Source organism: Herbaspirillum hiltneri N3, from assembly GCF_001267925.1.
Classification (GTDB): domain Bacteria; phylum Pseudomonadota; class Gammaproteobacteria; order Burkholderiales; family Burkholderiaceae_D; genus Herbaspirillum; species Herbaspirillum hiltneri.
Genome location: NZ_CP011409.1, coordinates 3,137,590 through 3,156,684 on the forward strand (window position 1 = coordinate 3,137,590; position 19,095 = coordinate 3,156,684).

Genomic DNA, 19,095 nt, shown 5'->3' on the forward strand with positions numbered 1-19,095 from the left:
TCATCGTGGAAGCTCCACATGAGGACGCGTCGCCGGCAACAGGCCCTGCGGACGCCACATCATCATCAGCACCATCACCAGGCCGAAAATCAGCATGCGGTATTCGGCAAAGCTGCGCGCCACTTCCGGCAGGATGGTCAGCAGGATCGCCGCCAGGATCACGCCCAGCTGCGAGCCCATGCCGCCCAGCACCACGATCGCCAGGATCAGCGCCGACTCGATGAAGGTAAACGATTCCGGATTCACCAGTCCCTGGCGTGCGGCGAAGAAGCTGCCCGCCAGGCCGGCGAACGCCGCGCCCAGCGTAAATGCCGACAGCTTGATCTTGGTCGGATTGATGCCCAGCGAACGGCAGGCGATTTCGTCGTCGCGCAGGGCTTCCCACGCACGACCCATCGGCATGCGAATCAGGCGGCTGGTCACGAAATACGTGAACAGCACCAGCAGCAGCGCGACGAAGTACAGGAAGATCACCATGTGGCCGCCCTGGTAAGTCAGGCCCAGCATGTCGTGGAAGGTGGTGCCGCCTTCGACGCTGGCGCTGCGCGCCATTTCGATGCCGAACACGGTCGGTTTCGGAATCCCCGAGACGCCGTCGGGACCGCCGGTCAGCGAAGTCATGTTGTTGAGCAGCAAGCGGATGATTTCACCGAAGCCCAAGGTCACGATGGCCAGGTAATCGCCGCGCAGACGCAGCACCGGGAAACCGAGGATGAAGCCGAACAGCGCCGACATCCCGGCCGCAATCGGCAGGCATTCCCAGAATGTGAAACCGAAGTACTGGTTCAGCAAGGCGTAGGTATAGCCGCCCACCGCATAGAAACCGACATAGCCGAGATCGAGCAGGCCGGCGAAACCGACCACAATATTCAGGCCGAGACCGAGAATCACGTAGATCAGCGCCAGCGTCACCACGTCGACGTTGCCGCGCGAACCGAAGAACGGCCACACCAGCGCAACCGCAAAGAGGAACAGCAAGGCGTAGCGCTGCTGGCGCGGCTGCAGTTGCGGCAGCGCCGGCAGGCGCACTTTCTTCGTGCTGCGCGCCAGCGTCGGCTTGATCAGCTGAAACACGAACACCACCAGCACGGCGATCAGCACCGGGGTCCAGTGGGCATTGAGTACCACGCGATAGCCTTCGAGCTGCAACTGCAGGCCGAGCATCGGCGTGGTCAGGATGGCGGTCAGGATCGCCGCCGCCACGGCGTTTTTAAGTGTAATCGGCATCAGACTTTCTCCACGTCCGGCTTGCCCAGCAAACCCGTAGGACGGAACAACAGGATCAGCACCAGCAAGGCGAAGGACACCACGTCCTTGTACTCGGCCGGCAGGTAGCCGGCGGCAAAGGTTTCGGCCAGGCCCAGCAGCACGCCGCCCAGCATCGCGCCGGGAATGCTGCCGATGCCGCCCAGCACCGCCGCGGTAAACGCCTTGATGCCGGCAATGAAGCCGATATACGGGTTGAGCTTGCCGATGGTCAGCGCGATCAGCACGCCGCCCACCGCCGCCAGCATCGCGCCCAGCACGAAGGTGAAGGAAATCACGCGGTTGGTGTCGATGCCGAGCAGGTTCGCCATGCCCATGTCTTCGGCGCAGGCGCGGCAGGCACGGCCCATGCGCGAACGTGCGATGAACAGCGTCAGGCCGATCATCAGGAGCAAGGTGACGCCGACGATGATCATGCGCGAATACGGAATCGTGACGGTGAAGTCGCTGCCCATCTGGAACTCGATGGCGCCCGAGATCAGCACTGGCACCGACATGTCGCGCGAGCCCTGGCCGATCTGCACATAATTCTGCAGGAAGATCGACATGCCGATCGCCGAAATCAATGGCACCAGGCGCGGTCCGCCGCGCAGCGGACGATACGCAACGCGCTCGACGGTCCAGCCGTACAGGCCGGTGACCACCACCGAGACGATCAGCGCGGCGCCCAGCAGCAGCGGCAGCGGATAGCCGGCCTGCACGCCGATGGCGGTGAGCGTGACCAGCCCGATATAGGAGCCCATCATGTAGATTTCGCCGTGCGCGAAATTGATCATGCCGATGATGCCGTAGACCATCGTGTAGCCGATGGCGATCAGCGCATAGATCGCGCCCAGACTCAGCCCGTTGACAAGCTGCTGGGTCAGTTGAGGGAGCAGTTCATTCATAGGAAACCTGGCAAATATAGATGTGCAAATGCCCCATTCTTACCGCAATGGGGCATTTGCATGGTGGACGTCAGTAAGGACGACTACTGCAAGCCGGGATGGAAATTACTTGGCTTCAGTCTTCGTCGCGTCTTTGTGCCAGGTGAAGACCACGAACTTGAACGACTTCAGGTCGCCCTTCTTGTCGTAGTCCACGGTGCCGATCGGCGTCTTGAAGGAATTGGCGTGGATGTACGCGGCAACCTTGGTCGGATCGGTCGACTTGGTGGCGGTGATCGCATCGGCGATGACCTTCACGCCCGAGTAGGCAGGCATCTGGAACGGACCGTTAGGATCACGCTTTTGCGCAGCGAAAGCCTTGACCAGCGCGGCATTGGCAGGATCGGCGGCGAAGTCGGCCGGCAGTGTCACCAGCATGCCTTCGGAAGCAGGACCGGCGATGGCCGTGATGTCCTTGTTGCCGACGCCTTCAGGGCCCATGAACACGGCCTTGACGCCTTGTTCGCGCGCCTGGCGCATGATCAGGCCCATTTCAGGGTGGTAGCCGCCGAAGTAGACGAAGTCCACGCCTTGCGACTTGAGTTTGGTGATGACGGCGGAATAGTCGCTGTCGCCGGCGTTGACGCCTTCAAACACGACCACGGGAATCTTCGCTGCGTCCAGGCCGGCCTTGACCGAAGTCGCCACGCCCTGACCGTACGACTGCTTGTCGTGCAGCACGGCGGCCTTCTTCGGCTTCAGCTTTTCGACCACGTACTTGGCGGCGGCAGGACCTTGCTGGTCATCGCGGCCGATGGTGCGGAAGATGTACTTGTGCGGCTTGGCTTCGGTCAGCTGAGGCGCAGTCGCCGACGGCGTGATCATCACGACGCCTTCGTTTTCATAGATATCGGAAGCAGGAATGGTCGAACCCGAGCACACATGACCGATCACGAACTTGATGCCCTGGCTGACGATCTTGTTGGCGACCGCAACTGCTTGCTTCGGCTCACAGGCGTCATCCATCAGGACTGCTTCAAACTTGTTGCCGCCAGCGCCGCCGGCTGCATTGATTTGCTCGATCGCGGTCAGTGCGCCTGCCTTGACCATGTCGCCGTATTGGGCGACTGCACCAGTCATCGGACCGGCGATGGCGATCTTCACGGTTTCAGCCTGGGCAACGCCGGCAAACGAAACGGCGGATACGGCAACACCAACGGCCACGGCGATTTTTGTCAGACGGCGGTTCAAAGGGAATGCGGTTTTCATTGAATTTCCTCCAATTTATTTATGCGTTACAGGTAAATAACGTGAGCAGGTAATAGGTAAGGTGCGACATCTTTGCCGATGCCGGCACCATGGGGCAGGAGTGTAACATTTCCGTCATATACGACAGATTTTTTTATACCGACACCCCCATATTTGCGATATTTGCGCGTCCCGGCAAGATTCCTTACATTTTTCGTTCAAAAAACAAAAAAAACTTTCCCGATATTTCTACATCCGTGCTTGTTGCGCCGCACCCAGCATGGCCGGAAATGGCCCGAAAGCGCCCCGAAATCGCCCGAAAACCTTGCCGCCCAAGAAAAAAACGCCGCCTGAATTCCTCAGTGCGGCGTTTCCGGATGGCTTGTCGGGATGCTTAGAATTGCTCCCAATCCGACTCGTTGTCCGGCGTCTTCGGAACGACCAGTTTCGGCGTGCTTCCGGGCTGCCGTGCAGTGGTGCGCGGCGTGATGCGCGGCGTAATGCCGAGGTCGCTCCCGGCGACAGGCGCGGCCTTCTTTGCACCGCTCGCGGCCCGGACTTGCGCCTGGCCGATGTTGAACACGCTGACCACTTCCGACAAGGTGGTTGCCTGGTCCTGCAGCGATTGTGCTGCGGCAGCGGCTTCTTCCACCAGCGCGGCATTCTGCTGGGTGACTTCGTCCATTTGCGCGATGGCCTGGTTGACTTGCTCGATGCCGGCGCTCTGCTCCTGACTGGCAGAACTGATTTCGCCGACGATGTCGGTGACGCGCTTCACGCTGGCAACCACTTCCGCCATCGTCGCACCGGCCTGTTCGACCAGCCTGCTGCCGGAATCAACCTTGCCGACCGAGTCGTCGATCAGAGTCTTGATTTCCTTGGCGGCGGCGGCCGAGCGTTGCGCCAGGCTGCGCACTTCCGACGCGACAACGGCGAAGCCGCGGCCCTGCTCACCGGCGCGCGCCGCCTCCACCGCCGCGTTCAGAGCCAGGATATTGGTCTGGAATGCGATACCGTCGATCACGCTGATGATGTCGACGATCTTGCGCGAGGATTCGTTGATTGCCCCCATGGTGTCGACTACCTGGCCGACCACGCTGCCGCCCTGGATCGCGACGGCCGATGCCGATTCCGCCAGTTGGTTGGCCTGGCGCGCATTGTCGGCATTCTGCTTGACGGTGGAGGTCAGCTCTTCCATCGACGATGCGGTTTCTTCCAGAGAACTGGCCTGCTCCTCCGTACGCGACGACAGGTCCAGATTACCGCTGGCGATCTGCGTCGACGCCGTGGCGATGGTGTCGGTGCCGGTGCGCACCTGCGATACGATGTTGAGCAGGCTGTCGTTCATGGCCTTGAGCGCTTCCATCAGCTGACCGGTCTCGTCGCGCGACTGGACGTCGATGCGCGCAGTCAGGTCGCCGGCGGCGACCCGCTGGGCGATCTCGACGGCGTTCGTCAACGGACGCGATACCATCGCCGCCACCCAGAACGCCAGCAGCAAACCGAGCGCCACGCTGATGCCCAGGATCACCACGATCCAGATGCGCGCCGCTTCATAGGTGCTGGTGGCGGTCTGATCGGCGACGGCGCTGCCGGCTTCATTGATGCCGCTCAGGCGGTCGAGCTGCTCGGTCATCGCCAGGTAGATCCTGGTCGAGTCGCCTCGAATCAGCAGGCGCGCCTCATCGCTGAGACCGCCGCGCGCGAGCATTACGATCTTCTGATTTTCAGCCAGGTAAGCGGCGAGGTTTTTCTTGAATTGGGGGTAGATGATCTTCTCATCCGGCTCCGAAATCAGTGGCGCATAAATGCTGTCGAATTTCTTGAGCTCGGCCAGTTGGCCTTCGATCGATTTCTCATAGCGTGAGAAATCCTCTTCGTTGTCGGACTGGATATGCTGCAGTTCGGCGACGCGGACGCGGCTCAGTGCGGCCTTCATTTGCAGCGCGGCGCGCATCGCCGGCAGCCAGTTGGTGCTGATGTCGTTGGACGCCTGGTTCACGCGCGCAATCTGCGCGACCGAAAAGACGCCGAGAAGCGCCGTCAATATCAGTACCGCCACAAACGACAGCAACAGTTTGTGGGTGATTTTCAAGTTGTAAAACCATTTCATGGGATGCTCTTAGGGATCAAGGAAGTGCGATTGCCTCGCTCCGCGATGCCAGGGGAGCGTGGTAGAAAGCAGAAGACAGCGTCGGGGCTATATTTGCCCCTGTGGCGTTGGTGGCTTGCCGGCGATGTTGAAGGACTGCTTGCCGGATTCCGTATGAGGTTTTCATTCCAGTATTATTTTTCTTGCGCCCGGCCAGGACAGTGGCGCCGTGAAGCTTGAATGCATCGTGCGAACTTGATTCTTTACGGCAATTCAGGCGATTTCTTGAGCGCTCTTTGTTATTCTTTACGATTTGCCTGCCTGACTTCGCCTGCATGCTCCAGCCATTTCACCCTGCTCGCCGATTGTTACCACTGCTCGCAGCGGCCCTGTGCGCCGCCGTCCTGTTCCGTGCTGCCCACGCCGATGCGGCCGAGCTGCGCCAATACCGTTATCAGCAGATCAGCATCAACACCTGCACGATCGATTTGCGGCAGGACATCCTGCGCATGTACTGGAAGGACCCTGCGGGCCAGGTCTTCGGCACCTTCTCGGCGTTGCGCAACTGGCTGCGCCCGCAAGGCAAGGAACTGGTCTGCGCTACCAATGCAGGCATCTACGACAAGGAACATCGTCCGCTCGGGCTGTACGTCGAAGGCGGCGTGGCGCTGCGCAAACTCAACACGCGGCGCGACGCCTACGGCAATTTCTACCTGCAGCCCAACGGCGTGTTCATGGTCGAAGAAGACCGCGCGCGCATTGTCGACACGGCCACCTTCGCCGGCGACCGCGAGCGCTGGCTGTCGCAGGCCGTGTATGCGACGCAATCGGGGCCGCTGATGCTGCGCAACGGCGAGATCAACGCGGCCTTCGATCCGGGCTCGATCAACCTGTTCGTGCGCAACGCAGTATGCATCGATCCCGCGCAGAAAGTCATCCTGGCCATCGCCAGAAATCCTATCAGCTTCCATGATTTCGCGCTATTCCTGCGCGACCGATTGGGCTGCGTCGACGCGCTCTACCTCGACGGCAACATCTCGCGCATGTATCCCTCGCTGGAAGCCGATATCGGTCCGGCGTTCGGGGCCATCATTGCGGTGGTGAAGAGTGCGGACAAATAGATAGACAAACAGACCGATCTGCGGCCGATGCGGCTTGCGCATATCGACATGCAAAAACCTTCGTTCTCCCGCGCCGGGCGATATGTGACCATCGCGCCTTGCTCGCCTCGCCCATTCCGGAGCCTGGCACTACGTATCATCGGGAGAAAAAATGCGTCGCTGGTCGGTTTCCATATTATTCGCTTTGCTGGCGCTGGGCGCCAATGCCGTTTCGGCACAGGACAAAAACAAGATCAAGGTGGGCGTCTCGGTCGGCAACGCCGAGCAGACCTTCGAAGTGGTCAGGAAAGTCGCCGCGCGCGACGGCCTCGAGATCCAGATCGTCACCTTCAGCGACTACCTGCAGCCCAATGAAGCGCTCAACGCCGGCGACCTCGACGCCAACGCCTTCCAGCATCAGCCCTTTCTTGATAGCCAGATCAAGGCGCGCGGCTACAAGCTGACGCCGGTCGGCCTGACCATCACTGCGCCGCTGGGCATCTATTCCAGGAAATACAAATCCGTCGATCAACTGCCGCAAGGCGCCGCCATCGGCATCCAGAATGATCCCTCCAACGGCAACCGCGCCTTGCTGCTGTTGCAAAAATACGGCCTGATCAAACTGAAGCCGGGCGTCGGTGAAAACGGCGTCAACGCCACCCCGCTCGATGTGATCGAAAACCCCCGGAAGCTGAAACTGATCGAACTGGACGCCGCCCAATTGCCGCGCTCGCTGGACGACCTTGCGGCGGCATCGATCAATAACGATTACGCCGTCAAGGCCGGCCTGTCCCTGCAGCGCGACACCATTGCGGTGGAAGACGCCAAGGGCCGCTACGCCAACCTGATCGTGACGCGCACGGAAGACAAGGACAAGCCATGGGCCAGGAAACTCGTGAAGGCCTATCAATCGCCGGAAGTGCGCAGCTTCATCGAAAGCGAATTCAAGGGTTCGCTGGTGCCGGCGTTCTGAAGATCCGATGGCCTTGTGAGGCGGGCCGCAAAACCGTCCGCCCATAAAAAAGACCCGCAGACTCTGTTCTGCGGGCCAAAATCCCTTTCAAGAGGGAGGTTGAAGGAACAGTTCAACCATTTTTAGGATTCCCTCTTGCGGACAAAGTTCGCAATTCTTCCAAACCCTTGTCCAATACTTTCATATTTCACTGAAGACCGCGTGCCGCCCGCCATTGGCCGGCGGCCTCGCGCTACAGATATGCGACCGGCTTCTTAAGGCTTCTTGTCGTTGGCGCCGCCTGCGTCAGCCGGCGGCGTTGCTGGTGTGCTTGCATTGCTGCCTGCATCCGGTGCAGGAGTGGCAGGCGCTGCCGGTGGGGGCGTCATCGCTGGTGGAGTTGGCGTGGCCGGAGCCGGAGCCGCACTCGAATCGGTAGCCGGCGGTGGCGTGGCGGGCGCTTCATCGCGCTTGTTGCAACCAGCCAGCAGGGCTGTAAACATGACTGAAGCTAAAACTGCGTGGCGTACTAGCATAAGTGCCTCCAAGAGTTGTTTGAACAAGAATGGGTACGGCAAGGACTGAGCAAGCCCCTGCTACCTCCACAAATTTAGATACCCTCACATTCAATCGTTCCCGCCCCGGCGCGGCCATCTTGTAGGAGAATTGCGCATCTTTGTGTAAGTATCCGCAACAAAACCTCCCGATAATTTTCCGTTTCTGCTCATGCCCTCTTGTTTCCCGCCATCGCGCCGGCCGTTTTTTCTTGCCACTCTGATTACTCTCTGGGGCCTGGCGGCAAGCGGAATTGCCGTGGCCGGCGTCACGCAGTTGACAAGCCGACAATGCGCGGCGATGCAAGAAAACCAGGTAGTGAGCGCGGCCAATCCCGTGCCTTGCGAGCGCCTCGCGCTGGTCACGTTCTCCTATCGCGATTTCCAGGGCGAGCTGCATGACGACGGCAGCATGGTCGTACTCGACGCCGTTGCGCCGCAGGTGCAGGCGATCTTCGCCGAACTGCTGGAACGAAACTTCCCGTTGCAGCGGGCGCAGCCGATGGAGGTCTATCGCGGCGACGATGAGGCCTCGATGGATCACAACAACAGTTCTGCCTTCAACGGCCGTCCAATCACCGGTGGCGGAGCCTGGTCCAAGCACGCCTACGGCGTCGCCATCGACATCAATCCGTTGCAGAACCCGTACATTGGCAAGGACGCAGCGGGACAGGTCATGGTGCTGCCGCCGGCGGCGAGCGCGTATGTCTCACGCGAAGCGAGGCTGGGCATGGCGGAACAAGTGCTGGACGTCTTCTTCCGGCACGGCTTCCTGATCTGGGGCGGGTATTGGAAACAGCCGATCGACTATCAGCATTTTGAAATCGGCAGCCGCGATTTCATCGCCCGCCTCGTGGCGCTGCCAAAGGACGCAGCACGCGCCGAATTTGCATCCTATGCGCAAGGCTATGGCGCGTGCATGCAGCGCAGCGACATTGTCGCCATGCCGAGTCCCGTGATGCGCCGCAAGGCTTGTGCCGGACTGAGCAAGCGCTGAAGCGGCGCTCGCCCGCACAACGTCAACACTACTCCAGCAACACCCGCAGCGCCTCCGCGCGCACCGCGCCATTGCTGTCGCCACGTACCAGCGTGTCGGCGCGTTGCTGCAGATACCGTTTCGCAGCCGGCTGTTGCAGCAGCGGGCGCACCTGATTCACAGCGGCAATCAGCAATGGCGTCAAGCGGTCAAGCTCGGGGCGAATGTCGCGCGCCAGATCGGGAGGATTGGCGAAAGGCGCATGCGCTTCCTGGCGCCATTGCGCATGCAGCGCAAGCTGGATGATTTTCCCCGCATCGAATTGCGCCTGGAAGAAGCGCCGCATGAACGACTTGTCTTGCGCATCCGAGGTCTTCAGCGACGTCGTGAGGTCATCGAGTATCTGCCGCTCGCGCGCTGGATCATTGATCGGCGCACCGGAATTCCATTTCGTCTGCGCGACTTTCACGGCTACGTCGAGACGCTGATCGATCAGTATCAGCAAGCCGTCGATTTTCTGGCGCGCGGCATCGTCCGGCGTGGTCGGCACGGATTGACAGCCGGCCAGCAGCAATGCCAGAACGAAGGCTTGCAACAGCACACTCAGGTGCGCCAGGCGCGCGGCGCGACGCAATGAATTCATCACGTTCTCTCTCAACAATGGGATCCGACATTGGAACACAATCGCCACTCCTTGTCCCTGGCTCATTGCCGCCTTGCAATGCGTTGCTCGCCCGCGCCGCGGCACGGGAGTTTGAGATTTTTCCTATATGGCGCGACGCGCGGACTGGAGACAATGCAAGACATCTCTTTCAAGCACCCACAACGTCATGCAATTCATTTTCCTGCTCTGGCCGATCCTGCTGTTACCTGTTTTCGTAAGCTGGCTCACGCGCGAGCGTCCGGTTACACCACTGCCGCCACGGCCATCCACGTCGCGTCGCATCGTCAAAGCTCCCGCGATTGCCCCTTCGCCCGCCGAACGCCGCAGCAACTCCCTTGCCTATCGCCGCGCTGCGGTGCAGGCGTATGAAACCATGCTGGCGCTGGAGAGCGACGACCATGACGAGAACGATCCCGAACCGAGCTCGCAGTGTGGTTGCAAGGAACAGACGCCGGCTCTTCACGCTCGTAAAGCTGTGTAAGTTTTCCCGCACGGCATCCGGCGCGCGGATGTCCTCCCCTATACTGGCTTCGCTGGAACTGAACACAGAATTCGTCCGTTCGCTTTTCGTCCATTAGTTTTCATAGGGGTGACCACATGACCAACACCGTATCTTCGAGCACTGCTGCCGCCAACGTCCACGCGCAACAGCAAGCCGCATCCAAACGCAAATCCACCGTCGACTTCGCCAAGCTGGTCGCCAACGCCGGCGGCGACATCAAGACCGACACCAACACCGCAACCAAGCAAACCAACGGCGCCACCGCCATCGTGCAAAGCGACGGCGCCAAAGTCACGGCATGATGGTGCGCCGGCGGCGATGCCGGCGATGCTCGCAGTATTAGTATTAGAGAGCGCAGAAATGAAAAAAGCCACGTTCGCGTGGCTTTTTTGTTTGTACTGCGCAGGTGCGGCGTAATAACCCATGACGCGGCGGATGCAGATCAACGTCGTCCACGCCACAAAGCAAAAAGCCCCGATCCGTTTTGGAAGTCGGGGCTTTCGCCTGAATCTTGGTTGCGGGGGCAGGATTTGAACCTACGACCTTCGGGTTATGAGCCCGACGAGCTGCCAGACTGCTCCACCCCGCGTCTGAAGAAATAGATTATACGACATATCCGACTCCCGTGCAAACTTCCTCTGAGAATACTTTGCATGGCGCACGTGCCTCAGGGCCCACGCGCCTTGCAGAAGCATCGCAATTTGCTGGGGAAAGCATGCATGCATAAAAGAGTAGCCCTCCTGGCGACAGTGATACACTTCTACCTCGCATTTGCCGTGAATCATCATACAGACGATGGCGTCTTGTTCGCCGTCGGACATTCCTACAAAAACACGCCTGCCGCCTTTTATGAAATTTTGTTCTGAATGCGCTCATCCGGTTTCGTTGCAGATTCCTCCCGATGACAATCGCCCCCGCTTCGTCTGCGGCAATTGCGGCGCCATTCACTACCAGAATCCAAAAATGGTGGTCGGTTCGATCCCGGTCTGGGAGCGTGACGGCGAAGTGCGCGTGCTGCTGTGCAAGCGCGCCATCGAACCGCGTCACGGCTACTGGACGTTGCCGGCCGGCTTCATGGAAAACAGTGAAACCACCACCGAGGCGGCCGAGCGCGAAACCGAAGAAGAAGCCGGCGCCCGCATCAAGCTGGGTGCGCTGTTCTCGCTGATCAACGTGCCGCACGTGCATCAGGTGCATTTCTTTTACCTGGCCGAACTGCTCGACCTCGATTACGCCGCCGGTACGGAAAGCCTGGAAGTCACGATGTTCCGGGAGGACGAGATTCCCTGGGCCGAGATCGCCTTCCCGACGGTGGAATACACTTTGCGTTCCTTCTTTGCCGATCTTGCCAGGGTCAAAACCGGCGACGGCGTTTTCGGCCTGCACACCGACGATATCCGCAAACGCATGGTGCAGCCGGAACAGCCTGACTAGAGCGTGAAATGAGCGAGGACCGCGCATGATTTCCTGGCTGGATGTCGATTCGCCCTTCCCCGATGTTTCCAAGGCGCTCGCCGAGCCGGCCGGTTTGCTTGCCGCCGGCGCCGACCTGTCGCCGCAACGCCTGCTCGAAGCCTACCGCCACGGCATCTTCCCGTGGTTCTCCGAAGGCCAGCCCATCCTGTGGTGGAGCACCGATCCGCGCATGGTGCTGTACACCGACCGTTTCATCATCTCCGACAGCCTCAGGAAAACCCTGCGCAAGGTCGAGCGCAGCCGCCACACCGACCGGCGCTGGGAGATCCGTTTCGACTCGGCCTTCCGCGACGTCATGCGCGCCTGCGCCGGACCGCGCCGCGACGATGCCGGCACCTGGATTTCCAAGGACATCGTCGACGGCTATTGCGGCTTGCACCGCGCCGGTTATGCGCATTCGGCGGAAGTCTGGCTGGAGGGAAAACTGGTCGGCGGCGCCTACGGGGTATCGATCGGCCAGATGTTCTACGGCGAGTCGATGTTTGCCCGCGTGACCGACGCCTCCAAGGTGGCGCTGGCCTACCTGGTGCATTTCCTGCGCCGCCACGGCGTGCAGATGATCGATTGCCAGCAGGAGACGCCGCATCTGGCGTCCCTGGGTGCGATCCCGATTGCGCGCAGCGACTTCATCAAACACCTGCGCCAAGCCATCGAGGCGCCGCAGATCGGTTTCTGGCATCCGCTGGACCTGTTTCCCCCGGCCTGACGCCTGGCTTGAAGCCCTGCGGCCGGTGCAGTTACTAGCGCCTCAAAGTAGTGTAAATTACAGGGAATCGTGACGAAATCGTTACACCGCCGCGCCCAGCGAAGCGGCTGCCAATGATTGCAACACCAGGACGCCCATGACGCACCTCAAAGACCTGCCGTTTTCCACGTTGCAGTTTTATGCAACGGCTCCCTATCCCTGCAGTTATCTGGATAACCAGCAAGCCCGCTCGCAAGTCGCCACGCCGTCGCACCTGATCAACGCCGATGTCTATTCCGAACTGGTCAAGACCGGATTCCGCCGCAGCGGCATCTTCACCTATCGTCCGTATTGCGACGGCTGCCAGGCCTGTACGCCGGTGCGCATCAAGACAGCCGAATTCAGCCCGAACCGCAGCCAGCGCCGCGCCTGGAACAAGAACAGCGAGCTGGTCACGCTGGTCACCAACCTGACTTACGCCTACGAGCATTACGAGCTGTACCTGCGCTACCAGTCGGTGCGCCACGCCGGCGGCGGCATGGACCAGGACAGCCGCGACCAGTACGCGCAATTCCTGCTGCAGAGCAAGGTCAACACGCGCCTGGTGGAATTCCGCGAAGCCGACGGCACCCTGCGCATGGTCAGCATCATCGATGTGCTCGACGACGGCTTATCATCGGTCTACACCTTCTACGATCCCGATGTCGAAGGCTCGTCCTACGGCACCTACAACATCCTGTGGCAGATCGAGCAAGCCCGCCAGCTTGGCATCCCCTACGTCTACCTCGGCTACTGGATCAAGGAAAGCGCCAAGATGGCCTACAAGACCAACTTCCAGCCGCTGGAAGCATTGCAGGACGGCAACTGGACCGCATTGCGCGAATAGCCTGGAAGCGGTTTTGCGCGGAAAAGCACCCCGGACACGTTAAAATAGCGGCACTTTTTCTTGCGGCTCATTGCCGTCTCCCCTGTCCAGCTCATCATCGTGTCCGATAAATTCCTTTACGCCCTTGCCCGTCCGCTGCTGTTTTCCCTCGACGCAGAATCCGCCCATCATCTGACCTTGCCCGCCTTGCGCCGCGCCGCCGCGCTTGGCCTGACCGGCTTCATCGGCAAGCCGGCCGCCGATCCGCGCACGATCATGGGCGTCACCTTCCCCAATCCGGTCGGCCTGGCCGCCGGCCTGGACAAGGACGGTTCCTACATCGACGGCCTGGCGGCGCTCGGCTTCGGCTCGATTGAAATCGGCACGGTCACGCCGCGCGCGCAGCCGGGCAATCCGAAACCGCGCATGTTCCGCCTGCCGGCCGCGCACGCCATCATCAATCGCATGGGCTTCAACAACGGCGGCGTCGACGCCTTCGTCGCCAATGTGCAGGCATCGCGCTTCTACCAAGGCAAGCAAGGCGTGCTCGGCCTGAACATCGGCAAGAACGCCGACACCCCGATCGAACGCGCCGCCGACGATTACCTGCACTGTCTGGAAAAGGTCTATCCCTATGCCAGCTACGTGACCGTCAACATCTCGTCGCCCAACACCAAGAACCTGCGCCAGCTGCAAGGCGCGTCCGAACTCGATGCCCTGCTGTCGCAATTGAAGGAGGCGCAACTGCGCCTGGCCGACCTGCACAAGCGTTACGTACCCGTGGCGCTGAAGATCGCGCCGGACATCGACAGCGAGCAAATCAAGAACATCGCCGACGCACTGCTGCGCCACAAGCTCGACGGCGTCATCGCCACCAACACCACCATCACACGCGACGCCGTCAAGGGCTTGCAATACGGTGACGAAGCCGGCGGCCTGTCAGGAGCGCCGGTGTTCGAATTGTCGAACCAGGTGGTGCGCGGCCTCAAGGCCGAACTCGGCGATGCACTGCCGATCATCGGCGTCGGCGGCATCCTCAGCGGCAGCAACGCCAAGGCCAAGATGGAAGCCGGCGCCTCCATGGTGCAGTTGTATTCAGGCCTGATCTACCGTGGCCCGGCGCTGGTCAAGGAATGCGCGGACGCCTTGCGCTGAACCGGTCCGGCATAAAAAAACCGCCGTTGCATGCAAATGCAACGGCGGTTTTTTATTGCGCGTTGACTGTAAGTCTTACAGTACCTTGCGCAGGAAGTCCCGGGTGCGCTCATTCTTCGGCTCACCCAGCACCTGCTGCGGCGGACCTTCTTCCATGATCACGCCCTGGTCGATGAACAGCACGCGGTCCGACACTTCGCGCGCGAAGCCCATTTCATGCGTGACCACCACCATGGTCATGCCCTCTTCGGCCAGCGTCTTCATCACGGTCAGCACTTCGCCCACCAGTTCCGGATCGAGCGCCGAGGTCGGCTCGTCGAACAGCATGACCTTGGGCTCCATCGCCAGCGCGCGGGCGATTGCCACCCGCTGCTGCTGACCGCCGGACAACTGGTTCGGAAACGCGTCGATCTTTTCCAGCAGGCCGACCTTCTGCAACAGCTTTTCGGCCACCAGCACAGCCTCGCGGCGCGACAACTTCTTCACCTGCATCGGCGCCATGATCAGATTTTCCAGCACCGACATGTGCGGGAACAGGTTGAAGCGCTGGAACACCATGCCGAGGCCGGCACGCAGCGTGTTCAGGTTGACGTGCGGATCGTTGACCTTGACGCCGTCGATGAAGATCTCGCCGTCGGTCGCTTCTTCCAGACCGTTGAGGCAGCGCAGGAAAGTGCTCTTGCCGGAACCGGAAGGTCCGATCACGCACACCACTTCGCTCTCCCTGATCTCGCAGTCGATGCCGCGCAGGATGTGCGCCTCGCCATACTGCTTTTGCAATTGCTTGACGCTGATCATCGTGCATCTCCTTTGCCGTAGCGTGTTTCGAGGTGGCGGACAAATGCCGACAACAGCAAGGTAATCGCCCAGTAGACCAGCGAAATGGTCAGGTACGGCTCCCAGTAGCGCGCATACGCACCGGAGACCGTGCGCGCGGCATAGGCCAGCTCGGCCAGGCCGATGGCCGAGGCCAGCGACGAATCCTTGACGATGGCGATGGCGTTGTTGCCCAGCGGCGGCAGCATGCGCCGGAACGCCTGCGGCAGCACCACCTTGCGCAGCGTCTGCATGTAAGTCATGCCGAGCGAGCGCGAGGCTTCGCTCTGGCCGCGGTCGATCGACTGGATGCCGGCGCGGAAGATTTCCGACACATAGGCGCCGGAGTTGAGCGTGATTGCCAGCACCGCCGACGCGAACGCGCCGTACTGTGAACGGATCTCACGCGCAATGTCGCCGCTCAGGATCAGACCGCCGCTCGGATTGATCAGCATCGGCATCAGCGCGAAATGGATCAGCAGGATCTGCACAAACAGCGGCGTGCCGCGCAGGAAGCTGACATAAAAACGCACCGGCAACTGCACCGCGTAACGCAGGAAATATTTCCAGAAACCATGGCGCGCCTCGGCCAGCCGGCCGACGCCCAACACCAGGCCCCAGCAGGTACCGGAAATCACGCAGATCAGCGCGACCTTGATGGTCATCCACGTACCCTCGACGAACAAGGGCAGGTACTCGCCGATGATTTCCCATTGGAAGAAAGAATTCATGAATGCAATCCGGATAAGAATCTGCCCACGCCCTGAAGGTTCAGGTTCGTGGGCAGAGTGGTGATGATGTCAGACGGGATTATTGCAACGGCAGCGTCGGCACGTTGGCGTCGAACCATTCCTTGTAGATCTTGGCGTAGGTGCCGTCGGCGACGATCTTCTTCAGGCCGGCGTTGATCTTGTCCTGCAGTTCCTTGTTACCCTTCTTGACGGCGATGCCGAAATATTGACGGGTGAACTTGGCGTCGCTGACCACCTTGAATTGCTTCTCGGGATGGCTCTTGATGTAGAACTTGATCACGCCGACGTCGCCGATGGCCGCATCAACGCCGCCGCGATACAGCTCTTCGAGCATCAGCGGGGTATTGTCGAAACGATGGATCGCGGTGCTCGACTTGCCGATTTCTTCCGAAATGACGATGTCGCCTGCGGTGGAATTGACCACGCCGACCTGCAGTTTCTTCAGGTCCGCCAGTGCCGCCACCTTGTTGCCGGCGCCGGTGATGATGACTTGTTCAGCCGGGAAGTACGGCAGCGAAAAGTCGACCATCTGGGCGCGCTTTTCAGTGATGGTGATGCCGGAAATGATGATGTCGCGGTCGCCCTGGCCCAGGGTGGCGAAGATGCCTTCCCATGGCGTGCTGACCAGCTTGATCTGGAAGCCCGACGCCTTGGCGATGGCCTTGATGATGTCGATGTCGAAACCGACCAGTTCCTTCTTCGGTGTTTCGAATTCAAACGGACGGTAAGTGCCGCCTGCGCCGACGACATAAGTCTGGTCTGCTGCCTGGGCCGAGACGGCGGTCAGCGACATAGCCAGCACGCTGCCTGCGAGCAGGACGAGTTTCTTGAGCGACATTGTTTTTCTCCCTGAGTAAGCTTGTTGTTGATGCTTGTTGATAATGCCTGTTGATGAATTCTGCTTGCATTTCGAGACTGGACCCGCATTTGCGCAAATCGCCGCAAACCCGCCCGGAACGCGGAACCCGACATGATCCGGGGTATGCGGCGATCAGTCAACAGCCAATTTATTAATTTTTTATCACTTTTTTATCGAATCAATGTCGATTTTCCGAACAGGCTCTCCACCAGCTCCACCACCAGCTCGGCCGTCTGGTTGCGCACGTCGCAGGCCGGATTGAGCTCCATGACGTCGAGCGATGCAAGCCGGCCGGTATCGGCGATCATTTCCATGCACAGCTGGGTTTCGCGGTAGGTCGGTCCGCCCGGCACCGCCGTACCCACCCCGGGCGCCACCGCCGGATCGAGGAAGTCGATGTCGAAGCTCACGTGCAAATGGGTGTCGGCATCAATGCCGGCCAGGGCCTGCTCCATCGTCACGCGCATGCCGTGCTCGTCGATGTGGCGCATGTCGTAGACGCGCAGGCCGAGTTCGCGCAGGTGGCGTTTTTCGTCGCGGTCGACGCTGCGAATGCCGATCTGGCGGATGGCGTCCGGTTGCAGCGCGGGCGTCTGGCCGCCGATGTGCGTGAGCACGTCCGGGCCGTCGCCCAGCAGACAGGCCACCGGCATGCCGTGGATGTTGCCGGTCGGCGTCGAGTCGCTGGTGTTGGCGTCGGCATGCGCATCCAGCCAGAGCACCAGCAGTTTCTTGCCCTGCTCGCGGCAATGTTGCGCCACCGCAGCAATCGAACCGATCGCCAGCGCGTGGTCGCCGCCCAGCAGCACCGGTACCTGGCCGTGATGCAAGGCGCCGTGCACCGCTTCATGCACCGCACGGTTCCAGGCCACCACTTGTTCCAGATGGCGGAAACCCTGCACCGGGCCTTGCTGCGGATTGGGCGGGCCGCTGACATCGCCGCCGTCGGTCACGGCGAGACCGTGCTGCTGCAAGGCTTGCTGCAGGTTCGCCACGCGCAGCGCTTCAGGCCCCATCGAGGCGCCGCGACGACCGGCGCCGATATCGGTGGGAGCGCCGATCAGGCGGATTTCCCTGCTTTCCTTGCTATGGAGTTCTGTCATTTGTTTCCTTCAGTTTTCATGGTTCAGGCATGCAGCAGGTTCAGTGCTGCAGTGAGTGTTTCCGTCGGCGCGCCGTCCACGGCGGCGCCGTACAAATCCTTGGGATCGGCCAGGTCCGGCACCAGGTCAATCTGCTGCGTGAATCGTCCGTCCAGTTGTTCGTCCAGATAGCGCAGCGCCGAAAAATCCTGCAGCGCAAAACCCACCGAGTCGAACACCGTCACTTCTTCATCGCCGGCGCGCCCGCTGGCCGCGCCCGCCAGCACCTGCCACAGCTCGGTCACGGCGAACTCCGCCGGCATCTGCTGCAACTCGCCCTCGATGCGCGATTGCGGCTCGAACTCCACCACCACGCGCGCCTTGCTCAGGACTTCGCGCTGCAACTCCGTCTTGCCCGGACAATCACCGCCCACGGCGTTGAGGTGCATGCCCGCTTCCACCATGTCGGCAGTGACGATCACCGCCCGGCGCTTGTCCGCTGTGACCGTGGTGACGATGTCGGCGCCGCGCACTGCTGCGGCGACGCTGCCGGCGCGCACGATGCGCAATTGCGGATACGCGTGCAGGTTGCGGCACAGCTTGTCGGTGGCTTCCGCATCGACGTCGAACACGCGCAATTCGGTGATGCCGAGCAGGCGATGGAAGGCGATCGCCTGGAATTCGCTCTGCGCGCCGTTGCCGATCAGCGCCATGACACGGCTGTCAGGCCGCGCCATGTGCCGCGCCGCCAGCACCGAGGTCGCCGCCGTGCGCAAGGCGGTGGTCAATGTCAATTCGCTCAGCAAACGCGGATAGCCGCTGCCGACGTCGGCCAGTACGCCGAAGGCGGTCACCGTCAGCAAACCATGTGACGTGTTGCGCGGATGTCCGTTCACATATTTGAAGGAATACAGCCGCCCGTCCGAAATCGGCATCAGTTCAATCACGCCCACGGCCGAATGACTGGCCAGACGCGCAGTTTTGTCGAACTGTTGCCAGCGCAGGTAGTCTGCCTTGATATAAGCCGAGAGCCCTTCGATGACTTGCTCAAGCGGGCGCGTGGCGAGGAAAGACTGCAATTCCCGGGTTCCGATGTACTTGACCATGATGAACGGTGCGGCTTGACGCCGCTCTTGCTGTGATGAAAGAAATTTTACAGATGAACATTGGAAATTTGCTTTCTTT

20 protein-coding genes and 1 tRNA gene are annotated in these 19,095 nt (G+C 60.8%); 9 read left to right on the top strand and 12 right to left on the bottom strand.

What is annotated here, in order from left to right; genetic code table 11:
• From F506_RS14240 to F506_RS14255, 4 genes are all read right to left on the bottom strand, one after another.
• On the bottom strand, positions 1 to 1,227 hold the full coding sequence (locus F506_RS14240) for a high-affinity branched-chain amino acid ABC transporter permease LivM (protein ID WP_053198451.1): 1,227 nt from the start codon (positions 1,225 to 1,227) through the stop codon (positions 1 to 3).
• On the bottom strand, positions 1,227 to 2,153 hold the full coding sequence (gene livH / locus F506_RS14245) for a high-affinity branched-chain amino acid ABC transporter permease LivH (RefSeq protein ID WP_053198453.1): 927 nt from the start codon (positions 2,151 to 2,153) through the stop codon (positions 1,227 to 1,229). Before livH ends, F506_RS14240 begins: the two co-directional genes overlap by 1 nt.
• A gap of 105 nt (positions 2,154 to 2,258) precedes the next feature.
• Positions 2,259 to 3,401, bottom strand: a complete 1,143-nt coding sequence (locus tag F506_RS14250) for a branched-chain amino acid ABC transporter substrate-binding protein (protein ID WP_053198455.1) — start codon at positions 3,399 to 3,401, stop codon at positions 2,259 to 2,261.
• 373 nt (positions 3,402 to 3,774) lie between these two features.
• On the bottom strand, positions 3,775 to 5,493 hold the full coding sequence (locus F506_RS14255; RefSeq protein WP_053198457.1) for a methyl-accepting chemotaxis protein: 1,719 nt from the start codon (positions 5,491 to 5,493) through the stop codon (positions 3,775 to 3,777).
• Between the two features lie 344 nt (positions 5,494 to 5,837).
• Here F506_RS14255 and F506_RS14260 point away from each other — a divergent pair, with 344 nt between their 5' ends.
• Both F506_RS14260 and F506_RS14265 read left to right on the top strand, forming a co-directional pair.
• Positions 5,838 to 6,593 (top strand): phosphodiester glycosidase family protein, encoded by a 756-nt coding sequence (locus F506_RS14260; RefSeq protein WP_327063275.1) that lies wholly within the window; start codon positions 5,838 to 5,840, stop codon positions 6,591 to 6,593.
• A gap of 151 nt (positions 6,594 to 6,744) precedes the next feature.
• Complete coding sequence (locus F506_RS14265) at positions 6,745 to 7,545, top strand: MetQ/NlpA family ABC transporter substrate-binding protein (RefSeq protein ID WP_144424059.1); 801 nt, start codon at positions 6,745 to 6,747, stop codon at positions 7,543 to 7,545.
• A 254-nt stretch (positions 7,546 to 7,799) separates the two neighbouring features.
• Here F506_RS14265 and F506_RS22720 read toward each other — a convergent pair whose 3' ends face one another.
• Positions 7,800 to 8,027, bottom strand: a complete 228-nt coding sequence (locus F506_RS22720) for a hypothetical protein (protein WP_235471159.1) — start codon at positions 8,025 to 8,027, stop codon at positions 7,800 to 7,802.
• A 352-nt stretch (positions 8,028 to 8,379) separates the two neighbouring features.
• Here F506_RS22720 and F506_RS14270 point away from each other — a divergent pair, with 352 nt between their 5' ends.
• Positions 8,380 to 9,075, top strand: coding sequence for a M15 family metallopeptidase (locus tag F506_RS14270; protein WP_053198459.1), 696 nt, complete (start codon positions 8,380 to 8,382; stop codon positions 9,073 to 9,075).
• Between the two features lie 28 nt (positions 9,076 to 9,103).
• Here F506_RS14270 and aroQ read toward each other — a convergent pair whose 3' ends face one another.
• Complete coding sequence (gene aroQ / locus F506_RS14275) at positions 9,104 to 9,697, bottom strand: gamma subclass chorismate mutase AroQ (protein ID WP_053198460.1); 594 nt, start codon at positions 9,695 to 9,697, stop codon at positions 9,104 to 9,106.
• Between the two features lie 187 nt (positions 9,698 to 9,884).
• Here aroQ and F506_RS14280 point away from each other — a divergent pair, with 187 nt between their 5' ends.
• Positions 9,885 to 10,199 carry a hypothetical protein gene (locus tag F506_RS14280; RefSeq protein WP_053198462.1) on the top strand — a complete coding sequence of 105 codons (315 nt, stop codon included), beginning with the start codon at positions 9,885 to 9,887 and terminating at the stop codon, positions 10,197 to 10,199.
• 116 nt (positions 10,200 to 10,315) lie between these two features.
• Positions 10,316 to 10,522, top strand: a complete 207-nt coding sequence (locus F506_RS14285) for a hypothetical protein (protein WP_053198463.1) — start codon at positions 10,316 to 10,318, stop codon at positions 10,520 to 10,522.
• Between the two features lie 210 nt (positions 10,523 to 10,732).
• Here the strand turns inward: F506_RS14285 and F506_RS14290 are convergent.
• Positions 10,733 to 10,809 (bottom strand) — tRNA-Met (locus F506_RS14290).
• 260 nt (positions 10,810 to 11,069) lie between these two features.
• Here F506_RS14290 and F506_RS14295 point away from each other — a divergent pair.
• The 4 genes from F506_RS14295 (at position 11,070) to F506_RS14310 (ending at position 14,401) form a co-directional block, all read left to right on the top strand.
• Positions 11,070 to 11,654: an NUDIX hydrolase gene (locus F506_RS14295; RefSeq protein WP_053198465.1), complete on the top strand. Its 585-nt coding sequence runs from the start codon at positions 11,070 to 11,072 to the stop codon at positions 11,652 to 11,654.
• 25 nt (positions 11,655 to 11,679) lie between these two features.
• Positions 11,680 to 12,402: a leucyl/phenylalanyl-tRNA--protein transferase gene (gene aat, locus F506_RS14300; protein ID WP_053198467.1), complete on the top strand. Its 723-nt coding sequence runs from the start codon at positions 11,680 to 11,682 to the stop codon at positions 12,400 to 12,402.
• Between the two features lie 136 nt (positions 12,403 to 12,538).
• A complete protein-coding gene (locus F506_RS14305; RefSeq protein WP_053198472.1) occupies positions 12,539 to 13,267 on the top strand; it encodes an arginyltransferase in 729 nt (242 codons plus the stop codon).
• A gap of 99 nt (positions 13,268 to 13,366) precedes the next feature.
• Entirely contained in the window at positions 13,367 to 14,401 is a 1,035-nt protein-coding gene (locus F506_RS14310) for a quinone-dependent dihydroorotate dehydrogenase (RefSeq protein WP_053201639.1), read from the top strand.
• A 75-nt stretch (positions 14,402 to 14,476) separates the two neighbouring features.
• Here F506_RS14310 and F506_RS14315 read toward each other — a convergent pair whose 3' ends face one another.
• The 5 genes from F506_RS14315 to F506_RS14335 form a co-directional block, all read right to left on the bottom strand.
• Positions 14,477 to 15,199 carry an amino acid ABC transporter ATP-binding protein gene (locus F506_RS14315; RefSeq protein WP_053198474.1) on the bottom strand — a complete coding sequence of 241 codons (723 nt, stop codon included), beginning with the start codon at positions 15,197 to 15,199 and terminating at the stop codon, positions 14,477 to 14,479.
• On the bottom strand, positions 15,196 to 15,948 hold the full coding sequence (locus F506_RS14320; protein WP_053198475.1) for an amino acid ABC transporter permease: 753 nt from the start codon (positions 15,946 to 15,948) through the stop codon (positions 15,196 to 15,198). The genes F506_RS14315 and F506_RS14320 overlap by 4 nt, the downstream gene beginning before the upstream one ends.
• A gap of 79 nt (positions 15,949 to 16,027) precedes the next feature.
• Positions 16,028 to 16,807 carry a basic amino acid ABC transporter substrate-binding protein gene (locus F506_RS14325; RefSeq protein ID WP_053198478.1) on the bottom strand — a complete coding sequence of 260 codons (780 nt, stop codon included), beginning with the start codon at positions 16,805 to 16,807 and terminating at the stop codon, positions 16,028 to 16,030.
• Between the two features lie 191 nt (positions 16,808 to 16,998).
• A complete protein-coding gene (gene rocF, locus F506_RS14330) occupies positions 16,999 to 17,931 on the bottom strand; it encodes an arginase (protein WP_053198480.1) in 933 nt (310 codons plus the stop codon).
• Positions 17,932 to 17,954: 23 nt separating this feature from the next.
• A complete protein-coding gene (locus F506_RS14335; RefSeq protein ID WP_053198482.1) occupies positions 17,955 to 19,016 on the bottom strand; it encodes an ornithine cyclodeaminase in 1,062 nt (353 codons plus the stop codon).
• Positions 19,017 to 19,095: the final 79 nt, after the last annotated feature.

Excerpts from the sequence above, each read along its gene's own strand:
- F506_RS14240 (WP_053198451.1), bottom strand. The coding sequence starts at position 1,227 with ATGCCGATTACACTTAAAAACGCCGTGGCGGCGGCGATCCTGACCGCC.
- livH (WP_053198453.1), bottom strand. The coding sequence starts at position 2,153 with ATGAATGAACTGCTCCCTCAACTGACCCAGCAGCTTGTCAACGGGCTG.
- F506_RS14250 (WP_053198455.1), bottom strand. The coding sequence starts at position 3,401 with ATGAAAACCGCATTCCCTTTGAACCGCCGTCTGACAAAAATCGCCGTG.
- F506_RS14255 (WP_053198457.1), bottom strand. The coding sequence starts at position 5,493 with ATGAAATGGTTTTACAACTTGAAAATCACCCACAAACTGTTGCTGTCG.
- F506_RS14265 (WP_144424059.1), top strand. The coding sequence starts at position 6,745 with ATGCGTCGCTGGTCGGTTTCCATATTATTCGCTTTGCTGGCGCTGGGC.
- F506_RS22720 (WP_235471159.1), bottom strand. The coding sequence starts at position 8,027 with ATGTTTACAGCCCTGCTGGCTGGTTGCAACAAGCGCGATGAAGCGCCC.
- F506_RS14270 (WP_053198459.1), top strand. The coding sequence starts at position 8,380 with ATGCAAGAAAACCAGGTAGTGAGCGCGGCCAATCCCGTGCCTTGCGAG.
- aroQ (WP_053198460.1), bottom strand. The coding sequence starts at position 9,697 with ATGAATTCATTGCGTCGCGCCGCGCGCCTGGCGCACCTGAGTGTGCTG.
- F506_RS14280 (WP_053198462.1), top strand. The coding sequence starts at position 9,885 with ATGCAATTCATTTTCCTGCTCTGGCCGATCCTGCTGTTACCTGTTTTC.
- F506_RS14285 (WP_053198463.1), top strand. The coding sequence starts at position 10,316 with ATGACCAACACCGTATCTTCGAGCACTGCTGCCGCCAACGTCCACGCG.
- F506_RS14295 (WP_053198465.1), top strand. The coding sequence starts at position 11,070 with ATGAAATTTTGTTCTGAATGCGCTCATCCGGTTTCGTTGCAGATTCCT.
- aat (WP_053198467.1), top strand. The coding sequence starts at position 11,680 with ATGATTTCCTGGCTGGATGTCGATTCGCCCTTCCCCGATGTTTCCAAG.
- F506_RS14305 (WP_053198472.1), top strand. The coding sequence starts at position 12,539 with ATGACGCACCTCAAAGACCTGCCGTTTTCCACGTTGCAGTTTTATGCA.
- F506_RS14315 (WP_053198474.1), bottom strand. The coding sequence starts at position 15,199 with ATGATCAGCGTCAAGCAATTGCAAAAGCAGTATGGCGAGGCGCACATC.
- F506_RS14320 (WP_053198475.1), bottom strand. The coding sequence starts at position 15,948 with ATGAATTCTTTCTTCCAATGGGAAATCATCGGCGAGTACCTGCCCTTG.
- F506_RS14325 (WP_053198478.1), bottom strand. The coding sequence starts at position 16,807 with ATGTCGCTCAAGAAACTCGTCCTGCTCGCAGGCAGCGTGCTGGCTATG.
- rocF (WP_053198480.1), bottom strand. The coding sequence starts at position 17,931 with ATGACAGAACTCCATAGCAAGGAAAGCAGGGAAATCCGCCTGATCGGC.
- F506_RS14335 (WP_053198482.1), bottom strand. The coding sequence starts at position 19,016 with ATGGTCAAGTACATCGGAACCCGGGAATTGCAGTCTTTCCTCGCCACG.